General features: G+C 67.5%; 14 protein-coding genes and 1 pseudogene. 8 read left to right on the top strand and 7 right to left on the bottom strand.

Annotated elements, in window-relative coordinates; all coding sequences use genetic code 11:
* Nucleotides 1–80 precede the first annotated feature (80 nt).
* From fabG to AWC25_RS15315, 5 genes are read left to right on the top strand one after another with little or no spacing between them, the layout of a single operon-like run.
* Entirely contained in the window at nt 81–845 is a 765-nt protein-coding gene (fabG, locus tag AWC25_RS15335) for a 3-oxoacyl-ACP reductase FabG (RefSeq protein ID WP_085167040.1), read from the top strand.
* Nucleotides 846–850: 5 nt separating this feature from the next.
* Nucleotides 851–2,062 carry an acetyl-CoA C-acetyltransferase gene (locus AWC25_RS15330; protein WP_142278866.1) on the top strand — a complete coding sequence of 404 codons (1,212 nt, stop codon included), beginning with the start codon at nt 851–853 and terminating at the stop codon, nt 2,060–2,062.
* A gap of 2 nt (nt 2,063–2,064) precedes the next feature.
* Nucleotides 2,065–3,264: a CoA transferase gene (locus tag AWC25_RS15325; RefSeq protein ID WP_069398763.1), complete on the top strand. Its 1,200-nt coding sequence runs from the start codon at nt 2,065–2,067 to the stop codon at nt 3,262–3,264.
* 24 nt (nt 3,265–3,288) lie between these two features.
* Nucleotides 3,289–4,482, top strand: coding sequence for an acyl-CoA dehydrogenase family protein (locus AWC25_RS15320; protein ID WP_085167038.1), 1,194 nt, complete (start codon nt 3,289–3,291; stop codon nt 4,480–4,482).
* Nucleotides 4,483–4,486: 4 nt separating this feature from the next.
* Nucleotides 4,487–5,176 carry a GntR family transcriptional regulator gene (locus AWC25_RS15315; RefSeq protein WP_069398765.1) on the top strand — a complete coding sequence of 230 codons (690 nt, stop codon included), beginning with the start codon at nt 4,487–4,489 and terminating at the stop codon, nt 5,174–5,176.
* Here AWC25_RS15315 and AWC25_RS15310 read toward each other — a convergent pair.
* Nucleotides 5,169–6,124 (bottom strand): annotated as a pseudogene (locus tag AWC25_RS15310) (GlxA family transcriptional regulator). The gene AWC25_RS15315 and the pseudogene AWC25_RS15310 overlap by 8 nt on opposite strands.
* 75 nt (nt 6,125–6,199) lie before the next feature.
* Between AWC25_RS15310 and AWC25_RS15305 the strand changes: the two are divergent.
* The 3 genes from AWC25_RS15305 to AWC25_RS15295 all read left to right on the top strand — a co-directional run bounded on the left by AWC25_RS15305 (nt 6,200) and on the right by AWC25_RS15295 (nt 7,604).
* Nucleotides 6,200–6,856 (top strand): DJ-1/PfpI family protein, encoded by a 657-nt coding sequence (locus AWC25_RS15305; RefSeq protein WP_085167077.1) that lies wholly within the window; start codon nt 6,200–6,202, stop codon nt 6,854–6,856.
* Nucleotides 6,857–6,858: 2 nt separating this feature from the next.
* Nucleotides 6,859–7,167 carry a hypothetical protein gene (locus AWC25_RS15300; RefSeq protein ID WP_069398766.1) on the top strand — a complete coding sequence of 103 codons (309 nt, stop codon included), beginning with the start codon at nt 6,859–6,861 and terminating at the stop codon, nt 7,165–7,167.
* Nucleotides 7,168–7,241: 74 nt separating this feature from the next.
* Nucleotides 7,242–7,604 carry an Rv1352/Rv1906c domain-containing protein gene (locus AWC25_RS15295; RefSeq protein WP_085167076.1) on the top strand — a complete coding sequence of 121 codons (363 nt, stop codon included), beginning with the start codon at nt 7,242–7,244 and terminating at the stop codon, nt 7,602–7,604.
* Between the two features lie 118 nt (nt 7,605–7,722).
* Here AWC25_RS15295 and AWC25_RS15290 read toward each other — a convergent pair whose 3' ends face one another.
* The 6 genes from AWC25_RS15290 to AWC25_RS15265 are packed head-to-tail and all read right to left on the bottom strand — an operon-like array spanning nt 7,723 to nt 14,785.
* Nucleotides 7,723–9,261 (bottom strand): class I adenylate-forming enzyme family protein, encoded by a 1,539-nt coding sequence (locus AWC25_RS15290; protein ID WP_069398767.1) that lies wholly within the window; start codon nt 9,259–9,261, stop codon nt 7,723–7,725.
* Nucleotides 9,254–10,858 (bottom strand): class I adenylate-forming enzyme family protein, encoded by a 1,605-nt coding sequence (locus AWC25_RS15285; protein WP_085167037.1) that lies wholly within the window; start codon nt 10,856–10,858, stop codon nt 9,254–9,256. The genes AWC25_RS15290 and AWC25_RS15285 overlap by 8 nt, the downstream gene beginning before the upstream one ends.
* Entirely contained in the window at nt 10,848–12,329 is a 1,482-nt protein-coding gene (locus tag AWC25_RS15280) for a class I adenylate-forming enzyme family protein (RefSeq protein WP_069398769.1), read from the bottom strand. The genes AWC25_RS15285 and AWC25_RS15280 overlap by 11 nt, the downstream gene beginning before the upstream one ends.
* Complete coding sequence (locus tag AWC25_RS15275) at nt 12,329–13,147, bottom strand: enoyl-CoA hydratase/isomerase family protein (RefSeq protein ID WP_069398770.1); 819 nt, start codon at nt 13,145–13,147, stop codon at nt 12,329–12,331. Before AWC25_RS15275 ends, AWC25_RS15280 begins: the two co-directional genes overlap by 1 nt.
* Complete coding sequence (locus AWC25_RS15270) at nt 13,138–13,950, bottom strand: enoyl-CoA hydratase/isomerase family protein (RefSeq protein WP_069398876.1); 813 nt, start codon at nt 13,948–13,950, stop codon at nt 13,138–13,140. The genes AWC25_RS15275 and AWC25_RS15270 overlap by 10 nt, the downstream gene beginning before the upstream one ends.
* Before the next feature lie 13 nt (nt 13,951–13,963).
* Nucleotides 13,964–14,785 (bottom strand): enoyl-CoA hydratase/isomerase family protein, encoded by an 822-nt coding sequence (locus AWC25_RS15265; protein ID WP_085167036.1) that lies wholly within the window; start codon nt 14,783–14,785, stop codon nt 13,964–13,966.
* Nucleotides 14,786–14,908 lie beyond the last annotated feature (123 nt).

Genomic DNA, 14,908 nt, shown 5'->3' with positions numbered 1-14,908 from the left:
ATCCTATATCAAATACGATATTTGGCTGGAGGCGGCCGGCCGGCGACATCAGCGAGCGACAACAGCGCGAACAGCGAAGGATGGGTGGGCAAGTGGGGTTGTTGGAAGGACAGACCGCGGCGATCACCGGCGGTGCGCAGGGATTAGGACTGGCCATCGCGCAACGCTTCGTCGCCGAAGGCGCACGAGTGGCGCTCGGCGACGTCAACCTGGAGGCGGCCCAGGCCGTGGCCAAGCAACTGGACAACGACGCGAACGGTGCGGGGGTCGCCGTCGCGGTCCGCTGCGACGTGACGCAGGCGGCCGAGGTCGAGTCCCTGCTGCAGACCGCGGTTGACCAGTTCGGCGGCCTCGACATCATGGTCAACAACGCCGGAATCACCCGTGATGCGACGATGCGCAAGATGACCGAGGAGCAGTTCGATCAGGTCATCAACGTCCATCTGAAGGGGACCTGGAACGGCACCCGGCTGGCCGCCGCGATCATGCGGGAGAACAAGCGGGGTGCGATCATCAACATGTCCTCGGTGTCGGGCAAGGTCGGCATGATCGGCCAGACCAACTACTCGGCGGCCAAGGCCGGCATCGTGGGCATGACCAAGGCCGCCGCCAAAGAGCTGGCCTATCTGGGCATCCGGGTGAACGCGATCGCCCCCGGGCTGATCCGCTCCGCCATGACCGAGGCGATGCCGCAACGTATTTGGGACGCCAAGGTCGCCGAGGTGCCGATGGGCCGCGCTGGTGAACCCGGCGAGGTCGCCAGCGTGGCGCTGTTCTTGGCGTCGGATCTGTCGTCGTACATGACCGGCACCGTCCTGGAAATCACCGGCGGCCGGCACCTGTGACCGCGATGCGCGACGTCGTCATCTGCGAACCCGTCCGCGCGCCGATCGGACGCTACGGCGGCATGTTCACCGCGCTGAGCGCCGTCGACCTCGGCGTCACGGCGCTCAACGGACTACTGCAGCGCACCGGGCTGGCCCCCGAGGCCGTGCAGGACGTAATCCTGGGGCACTGCTATCCCAACAGCGACGCCCCGGCGATCGGACGCGTGGTGGCGTTGGACGCCGGGTTGCCGGTGACCGTGCCGGGCATGCAGGTCGACCGGCGGTGTGGGTCCGGACTGCAGGCCGTCATCCAGGCCGGTCTGCAGGTGGGCAGCGGCGCCCACGACCTCGTCGTCGCGGGGGGGTGCGAAAGCATGAGCAACGTCGCCTTCTATTCCACCGACATGCGGTGGGGCGGCGCTCGCACCGGTGTTCGGGTGCACGACGGCCTGGCGCGCGGACGCACGACCGCCGGCGGCCGCAACCATCCGGTTCCGGGTGGAATGCTCGAGACGGCCGAAAACCTGCGCCGCCGGTACGGCATCACCCGCCAGGAGCAGGACGAGTTGGCGGTGCGGTCGCATCAACGCGCCGCGGCCGCGCAGCGCGACGGCGTGCTGGCCGAGGAGATCATTCCCGTCGCGGTGCCGAGCCGAAGGGGTGAGCAGATCGTCGACACCGATGAGCATCCCCGCGCGGACACTTCGGTGGAGTCGTTGGGCAAACTGAAACCCGTTCTGCTCGACGATGATCCGCAAGCCACGGTGACGGCCGGCAACGCCAGCGGGCAAAACGACGCCGCCGCCATGTGTGTGGTGACCACCCCGGACAAGGCGACCGATGCCGGCCTGACTCCGTTGGTCCGGATGGTGTCCTGGGGGCTGGCGGGCACCGCACCCGACATCATGGGGATCGGCCCGGTGCCGGCGACCGAGGTCGCGCTGGCCAAGGCCGGTCTGCGGCTGTCTGACATCGACGTCATCGAGCTCAACGAAGCCTTTGCCGCGCAAGCGCTGGCGGTGACCCGGGAGTGGCGCTTCGGGCCGTCGGATTTCGACCGGACCAACGTGCACGGTTCGGGGATCTCGCTGGGCCATCCGGTGGGTGCCACCGGCGGGCGCATGCTGGCCACCCTGGCACGCGAACTGCACCGTCGCCAGGCGCGCTACGGACTGCAGACCATGTGCATCGGCGGCGGCCAGGGGCTCGCCGCGGTTTTCGAACGGGTCGCCTAGCCATGGGTCCCGGAGCGCCGCTCGCCGGTCTCACCGTTGTCGAGGTATCCAGTTTCGTCGCCGCGCCCCTGTGCGGGCTCACGCTGAATCAGCTTGGCGCCCAGGTCATTCGGATCGATCCTATCGGTGGCGCCGCCGACGTGCAGCGCTGGCCACTGGCCCCGGGCGGTACGTCGATCTACTGGACGGGGCTGAACAAGGGCAAGCGTTCGGTCAGCATCGACCTGCGCTCGGCGGACGGCCAGGAACTGGTCACCCGGCTCATCGCCGAGGGTGACGGCATCGTCGTCACCAACGCCGCGGGGTTGTCGTGGCTGCGTCATGAGCAACTCGCGAAAAAACGCCCCGACGTCATCACGGTGCACTTGCTCGGCCGGGGCGACGGCTCCACCGGTGTGGACTACACCGTCAACGCCGGCGTCGGGTTCCCGCTCGTCACCGGACCCCGCGATCACGCCGGTCCGATCAACCACGTGTTACCGGCCTGGGATGTCTGCTGCGGGCTGTATGCCGCACTGTCCGTGGTCGCCGCGGTGCACCGCCGCCACCGCTGCGGGGTGGGTGCACGGATCAGCCTGGCGCTGGAAGACGTCGCGCTGGCCACCGCCGGAAATCTCGGGCTGCTGACCGAGCCGCAGGTGACCGGTACCGAGCGGCAACGTCTGGGTAACGCCATCTACGGCCAGTACGGCCAGGATTTCACCAGCCGCGACGGGGCGCGATTCATGGTGGTCACGTTGACCGGCAGGCACTTTCGCGACCTGGTCGAGGCGACCGGTACCGGTGCCGCGGTGTCGGCGCTGGCCGACGCGCTGGGCGTGGACTTCGCCAGCGAAGGGGACCGGTACCGGTACCGCGACGTGCTGTCCGGCCTGTTCGCCACCTGGTTCGCCGAGCATACCGCCGACGAGGTCACCGCGACGCTGTCCCGCACGACCGTGCTGTTCGAACGGTACCGCACCTTCGCCGAGACCGCGGCCGACCCGAAAGTGACTGCCAATCCAGTCTTTTCCGTGCTAAACCAACCGGGCGTGGGCGAATACCTGGCGCCCGGCCTGCCGGCGGCGTTCGACGGCGCACACGGCACCAGCACCGCCGCCCCGGCCATCGGGCAGGACACCGCCGATGTCCTGACGCGGCAGCTGGGCCTGACACGCGAGGACATCGAACGCCTGGCGAGCGCCAAGACCATTGCCTGCTGAGCCCGTTCTACCGAAAGACGACCGATGACAAAGCTTGCACAAACCCTCGGGCTGACCGAATTCCAGGCCGAGATCGTCGCCACGGTGCGGCAATTCGTCGAGAAGGAGGTCATCCCGCACGCTGCCGAGCTCGAGCGCGGAGACACCTATCCACAGCAGATCGTCGACCAGATGCGGGAGATGGGCCTGTTCGGGTTGATGATTCCGCAGGAGTACGGCGGGCTGGGGGAGTCGCTGCTGACCTACGCGCTGTGCGTCGAGGAACTGGCGCGCGGCTGGATGAGCGTGTCCGGCGTGCTCAACACCCACTTCATCGTGGCCTACATGCTGCGCCAGCACGGCACCGACGAGCAGAAGCAGCGTTTCCTGCCCCGCATGGCCGCCGGTGAGACCCGCGGCGCCTTCTCCATGTCGGAACCCGAGTTGGGGTCCGACGTCGCCGCGATCCGTACCCGCGCCCGCCGCAACGACGACGGCACCTACACCATCGACGGTCAGAAGATGTGGCTGACCAACGGCGCCACCGCGACCCTGGTCGCGGTGCTGGTGCGCACCGACGAGGGGTCGGACAGGCCGCACCGCAACCTCACCGCGTTCCTGGTCGAGAAGCCGGTCGGGTTCGGCGAAGTCGTTGCAGGCCTGCATATTCCGGGCAAGATCGACAAGCTGGGCTACAAGGGTATCGAGACCACCGAGCTGATCTTCGACGGCTACCGGGCGGGTGCCGACGACGTGCTCGGCGGTACCACGGGTCAGGGGTTCTTCCAGATGATGGATGGCATCGAGGTCGGCCGGGTGAACGTCTCGGCGCGCGCCTGCGGGGTCGGCCTTCGCGCGTTCGAGCTCGCGGTGCGTTACGCCCAACAGCGTCAGACCTTCGGCAAGCCGATTGCCGAACATCAGGCCATCGCGTTCCAGCTGGCCGAGATGGCCACCAAAGTCGAAGCGGCGCACCTGATGATGGTCAATGCCGCGCGGCTGAAGGATTCCGGCGAGCGCAACGACGTCGCCGCCGGAATGGCCAAGTACTTGTGCAGCGAATACTGCACCGAGGTCACCCAACAGAGTTTCCGGATTCACGGCGGCTACGGCTATTCCAAGGAGTACGAGATCGAGCGGCTGATGCGCGACGCGCCGTTCCTGCTGATCGGCGAGGGAACCAGCGAGATCCAGAAGAACATCATCAGCAAGCGGCTGCTCGCCGAATATCAGGTGTGATGCGATGAGCGTTCCGGATTTCGCTGCGCGGCCTCAACTTTCCGAGGACGTCGCCCGGATCATCCGCGGCCGGATTTTCGACGGGGCCTACTCCGCCGGGTCGTACATCCGGCTCGACCAGTTGGCGGCGGAGTTGGGCATCAGCGTCACGCCGGTTCGCGAGGCGTTGTTCGCGTTGCGCGCCGAAGGCCTGATCGCCCAGCAACCCCGCCGCGGGTTCGTGGTGCTGCCGGTCACCGGACGAGACGTCACCGACGTCGCCAACGTCCAGGCCCATGTCGGCGGCGAGCTGGCGGCGCGGGCCGCGGTCAACATCACCCCCGAGCAGCTGCACGAGCTCAAGGAGATTCAGAGCCAGCTCGAACAGGCCTATGCCGGCGACGACCACGAACGGACCGTGCGGCTCAATCACGAGTTCCACCGGGCCATCAACGTCGCGGCGGACTCGCCCAAGCTTGCCCAGTTGATGTCGCAGATCACCCGCTACGCACCGGAATCGGTGTTCCCCACGATCCAGGGCTGGCCGAGCCAGTCGGTGCAAGACCATCGACGGATTCTTGACGCGCTTGCGATACACGACGACAAGCTCGCCCGCGCGGCGATGTCGGAACACCTTGCGGCGGGGGCGGTGCCGTTGATCGATCACCTGCTGTCGCGCGGCGTACTGGTCCGGGAGGACGGCGGGTCTAACTAGCGCCCCGGTTGCCCTGGTCGCGGAAGGTCTGCCGATAACTCTGCGGCGATACCCCGACCAGCCGCCGAAACTGCTCACGGAAATTCGTCGTCGATGCGAAACCCACTTGGCGCGAGATGTTTTCGATGCCGTCCGCGGTTCGTTCCAGCAGCTGTTGTGCATGCCTGATCCGGACGCTGTTGACCCACTGCATGGGCGTTTGGCCCGTCTCGTGCCGGAACCGTCGATTGAGCGTCCGTTCGCTGCTGGACGCCTGGCGAGCGATGTCGCGCAATGTCAGCGGCAGGTGCGCGTTGTGCTCGATCCAGGCCAGTAGGCGTCGAGTTCGGTGTGCGACCTGCGGTGGTTGCGGATGATGAATTGCGCTTGCCCACCGCTGCGGTGCAGCGGCGTGACGGCCAGGCGGGCGGCGTCCGCGGCGGCGGCCGAACCATAGTCGCGGGCGATCATGTGCAGGCACAGGTCAAGTCCCGCGGACGCGCCGGCCGAGGTGAGGATCTGGCCTTCGTCGATGTAGAGCGCCTCGGCGTCGACGCGCACGGCCGGGTAGGTCGCCGCCAACAGGTCGGCCGCGACCCAGTGGGTGGTGGCCCGCTTGCCGTCCAGGATGCCCGCGGCTGCCATGGTGAAGGCTCCGCTACAGATGGACGCGATCCGAATGCCCTTCTGGTAGGCGGACTTCAGCGCGACGACCACGTCGTGGCGGACCGGTGCCGTGGCGTCGTTGCGGCCCGGCACCCCGATGGTGTCCGCGTCGGCGAGCTCGGCCAGGCCGTAATCCGTCGCAATCCCGATCGGCCCGGCCGCCACGACGGGTTCACAACCGCACACCCGCACTTGGTAGCCCGGCTCGTCTCCCTCGAGATAGACCCGGCCGAACACCTCGATCGCGATGGCGAGGTCGAACGCGATGGCATCGGGCTCGGCCAGGATCGCGACAGCATGCATGGCTTGGCAATATACCGGTGCAACGTGGCAATCCAGCCACTGTTCTGGGGCGCGGTCACGGGCCACGATAGCCGGGTGCATGCGCAGATCGTGTTGTACGACGGGTTCGACCCGTTCGACGTCGTCGCGCCATTCGAAGTTCTCGCCGCCGGTGCCGAAATGCTGGGCGGCGACCTCGCGGTGAGCTTGGTGGCGGCCGAGGGGCCCCGTGACGTCATCAGCGGTACCCGCGCTCTGGCGCTGGCCGCCACCGCCGCACTCGATCCGGCCGAACCCGGCTGCGTGATCGTGCCCGGCGCCAGCGGGCCGACCGTCGGCGACCCCGATGACGGCGTCGACACCATCCCCGTGTTGTTGGCGCGGGCCGCCCAGACCGAGCTGACCCCGTTGTTGCACAAGGCATCCGCGAACCCGGAGGTGACGCTGGCCGCGGTGTGCGGCGGGTCGATCATCATGGCGATGTCGGGATTGATCGAAGGGCGCCACGCGGTCACGCATCATCTGGGATTGGAGTTGCTGGAGGCCACCGGTGTACATCCGGTCGCGGCGCGGGTCGTCGACGACGGAGATCTGGTCACGGCCGGCGGGGCGACCTCGGGCCTCGAGCTGGCCCTGCATCTGCTCGATCGGTTCTACGGTCCGCGCGTCGCCCACGCCGTCGAGCGGCTCTTCGAATACGAGCGGCGCGGCACGGTGTGGCGGCCGACGGGTCGCGAACCCGCGGAGGTGTGACAGTGAGCATCCAGGGCGATTGGGACGTGACGATCAAGACCCCGATCGGCACGCTGGCGGTGCGGTACGCGTTCGTCGAGTCCGAGGATGGATTGGCGGGCACCGCGACCTACAAAGACGAAACGGTTGCGCTGCAGGACTTTACGAGCGAGCCGGCCGTCGGCGGCACCCGGCTGCGCTGGCGGCAGGCGGTGACCAAGCCGATGCGGCTGAACCTGGCATTCGACGTGCTGGTCAACGAGGACGTCTTGAGCGGACATTCGCGCGCCGGCCGGCTACCACAGTCGGCGGTATCCGGCGCTCGTCGGTAGGCATCTTTGTCTCTTGTAGCAAAGCCCGGTCAGGCATACGCTGCGATCAGATCGGGCAACGAATGGAGAACGAGATGCCTGCGATGCCCCGCGCAGTGGCCGGATTCGTCGCGTGCGTGACGGCGATCGCCTTCGCCGCGCCCGCGCATGCCGACCCACTTGACCCCATACCCGGCAACGGGGTCTTCGTCGTCGGACCCGATATCGCACCGGGGCTGTACCACACGGCCGGATCGGGCTCGGTCTTCGGCGTGTGGATCAACAACGTGCCCACCCAGGACTCCATGTGCTCGTGGTTCACCTACAGCACGCCCGACGCGAACAAGGACCACGTCCTGCAGACGAACACCTCCATCGGCCCGATGTTCGCCAACATCAACACCTCGGTGAAGGCGTTCGAGTCACTGAACTGTCAGCCCTGGACCCGGGTCCCGTGAGATCGCTCGCGCGACGCGGTTGAACCGCCGCGGTACGACGATGCGGTCCACCTTCCGCCGCAGGTGCCTGCGCACGGTATGCCAGCGGTGCAGTGGTTTTCAGTTGTTTCAGTTGCTTTCAGGGGTCAGGCTCGCGGTCAGGGGCGGCCGCCGCAGCCAACAGTTCCCGCAACCGGCGAAGGTCGACCTTGCCGGTACCGCCGCGCGGCACGTCCTCGTCCGAATCCAGCACCAGCCACACCGCCGGAACCTTGAACGCACTCAGCAGCGCCTTCGCGGCGTCGCGCAGCCGCGCGGCGCTCAGCGCGCGGCATACCACCGCCGCGCCCACCCGATTGCCGCCGCTGCCCGGCACATTGGTGACGAAGGCGCCCTCGACGCCGTCGATCGTGCGCAGTGCGCGCTCGACCTCGCTGGGATAGACGGTCGCCCCGCTGACCTTGAACATGTCGTCGGATCGCCCGTGGTAGAACAGGAATCCGTCGTGGTCGAGGTGACCCAGATCCCCGGTCGGGTAAAACCCGTCGGCAGTGAACAGCTCCTCGCGGCGGCGGCCGCAGATGCCGCGCAACGTGTGCGGTCCGCGGATCTGGATCTCGCCGGTCATTCCCGGCGCGACCGGTTCGCCGTCAGGGTCGACGATGCGAATCTCGATGCCGGGGAACGGTTTTCCGCAGCTGCCCCACGCCGCCGGTGGCAGGTCGGTGTCGGCAGGGTGGCCGCAGTACGGTCCGAACGCCTCGGTCATGCCGAACAGTGTGGCGCGCGCGCCGGGCCGGGCCCGCTGCTCCGGTGGCAACAGCGCCTCCAGGCTGCCGGGCCGCAGCGCCGACAGATCGGCGCCGAGTGCACCGGCATGCCGGGCCAGCGCCTCAGCCTGGTCGGGCCAACCCCGAAACAGGGTGACCCGCTCGCGCTCCAGCAGTCGCAGCGTGGTCTGCGGGGTGGGAATCTCCTCGGTGACAAGGGTGGCACCGGCGACTAGTGCCGACAGTATGCCGCTGCCGAAGCCACCCACCCAGAAGAACGGCATCGGCAGGTACAGCCGGGTTTCGGAGGTGATGCAACGCGCGGCCAGGCCGGACTGTACGGCCCCCAACGCACTGCCGTGCGAATGCACGACCCCCTTGGGCGGTCCGCTGCTCCCGGAGGTGAACATGATGACGAGTGGGTCGGCGGCGGTGACCGTGCCGGTCATGGCATCGACAACCCGTCGGGCCCGGTCGCCGGCCGCGGCGCCGTCGAGCTGACCGACGGACCAAACTCGTTGCAGCGCCGGAAGTTCGGACCGTGCCCGCGCAACGTCGTCCAGGTAACGATGGCCGCGGAATTCCTCGACGCTCACCAAGAACTGCACGGCTGCCACGCGCAACTGCGCGACGATTTCGCCCGCCCGCAGCAGGGTGCTCAACGGCACCAGGACGGCACCGATGCGCGTCAGCGCCAGCGCGACCTGCACCCAGCGCGCGCTGTTCGGCATGATCAGCCCCACCCGGGTGCCCTTGCCCACGCCGGCTTCGAGGAAGGTGGCGGCCAATTCGCCGGTGCTGTGCTCGAGCTCGCGATAACCGAGTCGCGCCGACGGATCGATGACCATCGGGGTCTCCGGGTCGTGGTCGGCGCGAAATCTCAGCCACTGGTCGATGGTGCTAGGCATCAAAGAGTTCCCGCAACCGCCGGGTGTCGACCTTGCCGCTGGACCGCAACGGTACGTCGGCACGGGACACGGTGACGAACCGGCGCGGGATTTTGTAGGCCGACAGCTCGGATTCGAGCCGCTCGCACAGGGCGGCCATGTCCAACGTCGCGGCTTCGTCCCGCACCACCACCACCACCACCGCCGCCACGAGTTGGCCGCGACGAGGGTCGGGGAGCCCGACCACGTACGCGGGCTCGCCCGTGATCCTGCTGATCGCCTGCTCCACCTCCGGGGCCGACACGTTGGCGCCCGCCGTCTTGATCATCGCGTTGCGCCGCCCGACAAAATAGACGAAGCCGTCGGCGTCGACGCGGACCAGATCGGCGGTGTGGAACCATCCGTCGGCGTCGAAGCACTCCTCACGGGCACGTCTGTGGTAGGCCTGCATCAGATACGGCCCGCGGATGCACAGCTCGCCGACAGCACCGATGCCCATGCGTTTTCCGGTGTCGGGGTCGATCAGCATCGTCTCGAACCCGGGTGCCGGCCTGCCGAACGATCCTCGCCGCGTCTCGGGCTGGTCGGATTCGTCCGGGTCGATCAGCAGCACACCGCCGGCCTCGGTCATCCCGAACATGTTGTGCCGCAGCTCGGGATCGCCGGGCCTGCACTCCGGCGCCATGATCGGGTAGAGGTTGCCGCGGCGCAGCGAGGAAAAGTCACGCGTGGCGTAGCTGGGGTGTTCGGTCAAATGTGCGATTCCGGCCACGAATCCGTTTGTCATTGTCGGCTTTTCAGCTTCGATCAGATCCAACGTCGCCGCGGCACCGTCGCTGTCCGCGGGGGCGGCAGAACACACCAACGTCGATCCGGCGACCAGCGTGGCGAGCAACCCGAACGCGAACCCGCCGATCCAGAAGAACGGCGAATTGCAGAACAACTTGTCGGCCGGGGTCAGGCCGCGCAGCTTGTTGAGATTGCGCTGATGCTCGAGCAGCGCGGCATGCGTGTGCACCACTCCTTTCGGGGTGCTCGTCGACCCCGATGTGTAGATGACTGCCAGCACATCGCCGTCGTCGACGTCCGCCTGGATCGCCCCGAGCCGCGCGGGCGATACGGCCGGCGCGGACCGGCGCAATCCGTCCAGCGAGAACACGACATGCCGCAGGTTGGGCACGGCGGCACACCACAGCCGCTCCCCGGATTCGGCATGGGCCCCATCGCCCGCACTGGCCTCCGGAAGAATCTCGGACAGCCGCCGCACGTAGTCGTGGGAGCGAAAAGACCGCGCCGCCAACAGGATCTCGACGTCGCTGTCGACCAATTGCTCGCGCAATTCGGGAGCGGTGACGAAGGTGGAAAACGGGATCACTACCGCGCCGATGCGCGTTGCGGCCAACGTCGCCACGACGAAGTCGCTGCCGTTGGGATAGAGCAGTCCCACGTGGGTGCCCTTGCCGGCACCGAGATCGATCAGTCCGCGGGCAAGTTCTGCCGACCGCGAATCCGCCTCGGCGTACCCGATGCGGTCGGTGTCGCACACCAGCAGCGGATGGTTGCCGCGCGAGCTCGCCTGACGGCGCAGGATCTCGCCGAGGGTCGACTCACCGGGCATGATCGTGTCGCGTTGCGGATTCTTCGAAGAAGCGACGGATCGCCCCGAGGTCGGCCTTGCCCGACGGGGTTCGTGGCAGCGCGGCGACGATCGCGATGTCTGTCGGGATCTCGTAGCGGGCCAGGCGTTTTCGCAGATATGTGACCAGGGCGTCGGTGTCGGTGGGTGTTCGCAGCTCCACCATGGCGACCGGTGTCGCACCGAGGCGTGCGTCGGGCCGCCCGATCACCGCCGCGGCGGCCACCGCGGGATGCTCTTCCAATGCGACCCGGACGTCGTCGGGCATCACCTTGAACCCGCCGCGGATGATCGCCTGATCGGCTCGGCCGAGGATCCACAGGAAGCCGTCGGGGTCGATGCGCGCCAGGTCCGTGGTGCGCATCCACTGCGCGGCGCGCCCGAGCTGCGCCGGCCACACCTCCAGCACCCCGACCCGGTCGGGTCCGAGCGGCGCGCCGGTGTCGTCCACCACCCGCAGTTGCGCGCCGGGGTTGGCCCGTCCGACGCTCCCGCGCTTGGCGGTCCAAAACTGTTGGTAGTCGGCCAGCGTCCAGCCCGCCACACCGCCACCGAATTCGGTTGCGGCATAGGAAGTCAGGACGGGGATGCCGAATTTTCGGGTGAACGCGTCGGCATCGTCGGCCGAGAGTGGGGCGGTGCCGCAGGTGACGGCGCGGATACCGTCGAGGTCGGTCCGCGACAGGTCGGAGTGCAGCACCGTCCGCAACGCGGCCGGCACCAGCGAGACAGTGCGCGGTCGATGCTTGCGTACCGCCTCGGCCCAGGGCTCAAGCTCGAAGCGTTCCAGCAGCACAAAGGGTCTCGCTTCGGCGATGCACTGCAACACCCGGAACACGCCGCCGATGTGTACCAGCGGTGAGTTCACGATCGCGACCGCGCGTCGCAGCTCGGTCGGCGGCGGTGCTTGCTCTGGATCCGGTCCCAGCACACTGCGTGCCAGCACGTCGTAGCCGAGGTCAATCCGCTTGGGCGGGCCGGTCGTTCCGCTGGTCAGCATTCGCACCGCGACGCAGGACGCCGCCGGGGTGTCGCCGCGTCGCACCTCTGGGAAGGGATCATCCAGACCTCCCGAGATCGGTGCGGTCGGCGTGTCCGGATGATCCCGGCCCACGAGCGTGGCCAGATCGTCGGGCTCGCCCACCACCAGCGGCAGTCGCAGCGCGGCGATCTCGGCGCGGGTGCGTTCGTCACCCCGGGACGGATTGATGGTGACCACGGTCCCGCCGCCCAGCAGTACGCCCAAAAATGCCGCCACCTGTCCGGGCCGATTACGCAGCAGCATCCCGATACGCGGATCGTCGCGGTGTTGGGCGGTCAAAGACGCCATCCGCCTTGCGGCGTCGCCGATCTGGGCCCAGGACAACCACCGGCCGTCGTATTCGATCGCGGGTGCGTCGGGTTGCAGATTCAACACGTCGGCGATGCGTTGCCGTAGCGGATGCTCGGTCATCAGCGGATCCTGGGATCGCTTCGTGGGCCGGCAGCAACGTTGTCGGGCGAGTCCTGCCGCGCCGTCAGTTCCGCGGTGCCCATCGGGTTGCCCAGCCGGGTGTAGATCAGGTTCTGTTCCATCGCGGTGCGATAGGGCTTGTCCAGTGATTCCCAGATCGCCTTGACCGTGCCCTGAGTCGCCGACGGTGGCTTGGCGGCGATCGTCGCGGCGATTTCGTGGGCACGATCCCATAGCTGATTTGGCGCCACCACCTCGGTGACCAATCCGATGCGCAACGCAGTTTCGGCGCTGACCCGCTCGTCGTTGCCCAGCAACGCGATCCGCAAGGTCTCGCCCAAGCCGACCCGGCGCATCAAGCCGATCGGTTCCAGCGCGCAGACCAGGCCGGCCGACACATGTGAATCGAAAAACGTTGCCTCCGTCGAGCAAATGACCACGTCCGATTCGTTGACGAAGTAGAAGGCGCCGGCGGTGCACATGCCCTGAACCGCACACACCACCGGCTTCCACAGCTTTTGCCACTTGGGGCTGAGCAGCTCGCCGGGATCCTCGTGGTTCCACACGTTATCTGGCTGACCGTAGGGCGTCTTGATGTCCAGTCCGGAGCTGAACGCTCGGTCGCCGGCCGCGCGCAGCACCACGGCATGCACCGCGTCGTCGAGTTTGACGATGCGCCAGGCCTCGGCCATCTCCGTGCACATGGTGCGGTCGAACGCATTCAGGCGCTCGGGCCGATTCAGTGTGATGGTGGCGACGTGGTCGGCTCCGTCCACGTCGAGCAGGATCGTGTCGAACCCTGGCGTATTCACCGGCACTGCCAATTCGGTTTGCGTTTTTCCACAAAGGCTTTGGGGCCTTCGGCCGCGTCCTCGGTGCGCAGCACCCGCTCACGGAAGGTCTCGGCGAGGATCTCCGCCTCGTGCAGCGGGACGTTCAGCCCCTTCAGAATTGCCAAGCGGGTTCCCCGGACGGCCAGGGGCGCATTGGAGTTGACAACATCGGCGATCTGTCGGGCCCGGTCCATCAGCCGATCATGTTCGACCACCTCGCTGACCAATCCGAGCTCGTAGGCGCGGGCGGCACTCATCCGTTCATGCTTGCCCATCAAGGCCATACGCAGCGCGACCGAGCGGGGCAGCACCCGCGATAGTCGTACCAGTTCGCGGCCGGCGACCAGTCCGATGCTGACGTGCGGGTCGAAGAACGTTGCCTGCTCCGATGCGATCACGATGTCCGTCGTCGTGACCCAATCCATGCCGGCGCCACAACAGATTCCGTTCACCGCGGTCAGCACCGGCTTGGCCGAGGTGCGAAACGGTGGGGTGCCCTCCTGCGGGGCCTCCCATTGGTCGTAGGTCGACAGGTACGGCCGCTCGTAGATCACCTTGCCGTCCTCGGGAATCTCCTTGACGTCGGCGCCGGTGCAGAACGCGCGGCCGGTACCGGTGACGATCGTCAGCCAAACCTGGTCGTCGTTCTCGGCCTCCTGGTAGGCGGCCCGCAACTCCGCGATCATGTGCGGGCTCAGCGCGTTCAGCGCCTCGGGCCGGTTCAGGGTGATGGTGGCGGTGTGCCCGTCGAGTTCGTAGGTGATGGTGTCGTACGCGTCCGCTGGCATCCGCGTCCCTTCGTCAGCGACCACGGAAATCCGGATCGCGTCGCTGCCGGAAGGCATCCAGGCCCTCCTTGAAATCGAGTGTCCGACTGGACAACTCGAGGTTGAACAACTCCTGCGTCAGGGACTCACTCAGCGAGGCGTGCTGGGCGTAGTTCAGCGCCTGCTTGGCCATCCCGATCGCCACCGTCGGTCCGGTGGTCAGCCGGCCCAGCAGCTGCTCGGCGGCGTCGTCCAGGTCGGCCGGGTCGACGGCGCGGTGGATCAACCCCCAGTCGGCCGCGTCCGCACCGCGCACCTTTTCCCCGAGCAACAGCATCCGGCGGGCCCGGGCCACCCCGATCAGCCGGGGAAGCAACCAGGTGGCACCCGAATCCGGGCTGAACCCGCGCTGTACGAACGGCTCCCAGAACACCGCGTCGGTGGCGGCGACGGTGAAATCGGCGGCCAGCGCGAGATTGCAGCCCATGCCCACCGCCCAGCCCCGCACGCTGCAGACGACCGGAAGCTGGATGCCGTGCACGAGCTCGATCACCCGGTGCGCGGCATGCGGAATGCTGCGCACCAGGTTGCCGGTGCGCGGACGCGTCGCGGTGCCGCTGTTGGTGCTCACCCAGTCGGCGCCCGCGCAAAAGTCCCCACCGGCTCCGCTGAGGTGTATCGCGCGCAACGAATCGTCGGCGGCGGCCCGCGTCAATTCGCCGATCATCGTATCGATCATCAAGTGCGTCAACGAATTACGTCGCTGGGGGCGATCGAGCGTGAGTCGGAGAATCGCGCCGTCGCGGCGTGCTGTCACCGAACCCTCGGCATCGGCCGCACCGGCGTCCTGACTCACCGTCGAATCCGGCCTTTCTCAGCGATACGGTTACCCATACAGTAGGCAATACGATTGATACGCTGTATAAGTTATCAAGTAAACGCTGCCGACGGAACAACCGGGTCGCACCCGGGCGGAAGA

The sequence above is a fragment of the Mycobacterium sherrisii genome, from assembly GCF_002102355.1.
GTDB lineage: Bacteria > Actinomycetota > Actinomycetes > Mycobacteriales > Mycobacteriaceae > Mycobacterium > Mycobacterium sherrisii.
The sequence above is the reverse complement of the archived record's forward strand: the minus strand, read 5'-3'. Positions and strand labels throughout refer to the sequence as shown.

What these genes read in the sequence shown, in the direction of transcription:
- fabG (WP_085167040.1), top strand. Translation starts at nt 81, where the DNA reads ATGGGTGGGCAAGTGGGGTTGTTGGAAGGACAGACCGCGGCGATCACC.
- AWC25_RS15330 (WP_142278866.1), top strand. Translation starts at nt 851, where the DNA reads ATGCGCGACGTCGTCATCTGCGAACCCGTCCGCGCGCCGATCGGACGC.
- AWC25_RS15325 (WP_069398763.1), top strand. Translation starts at nt 2,065, where the DNA reads ATGGGTCCCGGAGCGCCGCTCGCCGGTCTCACCGTTGTCGAGGTATCC.
- AWC25_RS15320 (WP_085167038.1), top strand. Translation starts at nt 3,289, where the DNA reads ATGACAAAGCTTGCACAAACCCTCGGGCTGACCGAATTCCAGGCCGAG.
- AWC25_RS15315 (WP_069398765.1), top strand. Translation starts at nt 4,487, where the DNA reads ATGAGCGTTCCGGATTTCGCTGCGCGGCCTCAACTTTCCGAGGACGTC.
- AWC25_RS15295 (WP_085167076.1), top strand. Translation starts at nt 7,242, where the DNA reads ATGCCTGCGATGCCCCGCGCAGTGGCCGGATTCGTCGCGTGCGTGACG.
- AWC25_RS15290 (WP_069398767.1), bottom strand. Translation starts at nt 9,261, where the DNA reads ATGCCTAGCACCATCGACCAGTGGCTGAGATTTCGCGCCGACCACGAC.
- AWC25_RS15285 (WP_085167037.1), bottom strand. Translation starts at nt 10,858, where the DNA reads ATGCCCGGTGAGTCGACCCTCGGCGAGATCCTGCGCCGTCAGGCGAGC.
- AWC25_RS15280 (WP_069398769.1), bottom strand. Translation starts at nt 12,329, where the DNA reads ATGACCGAGCATCCGCTACGGCAACGCATCGCCGACGTGTTGAATCTG.
- AWC25_RS15270 (WP_069398876.1), bottom strand. Translation starts at nt 13,950, where the DNA reads ATGCCAGCGGACGCGTACGACACCATCACCTACGAACTCGACGGGCAC.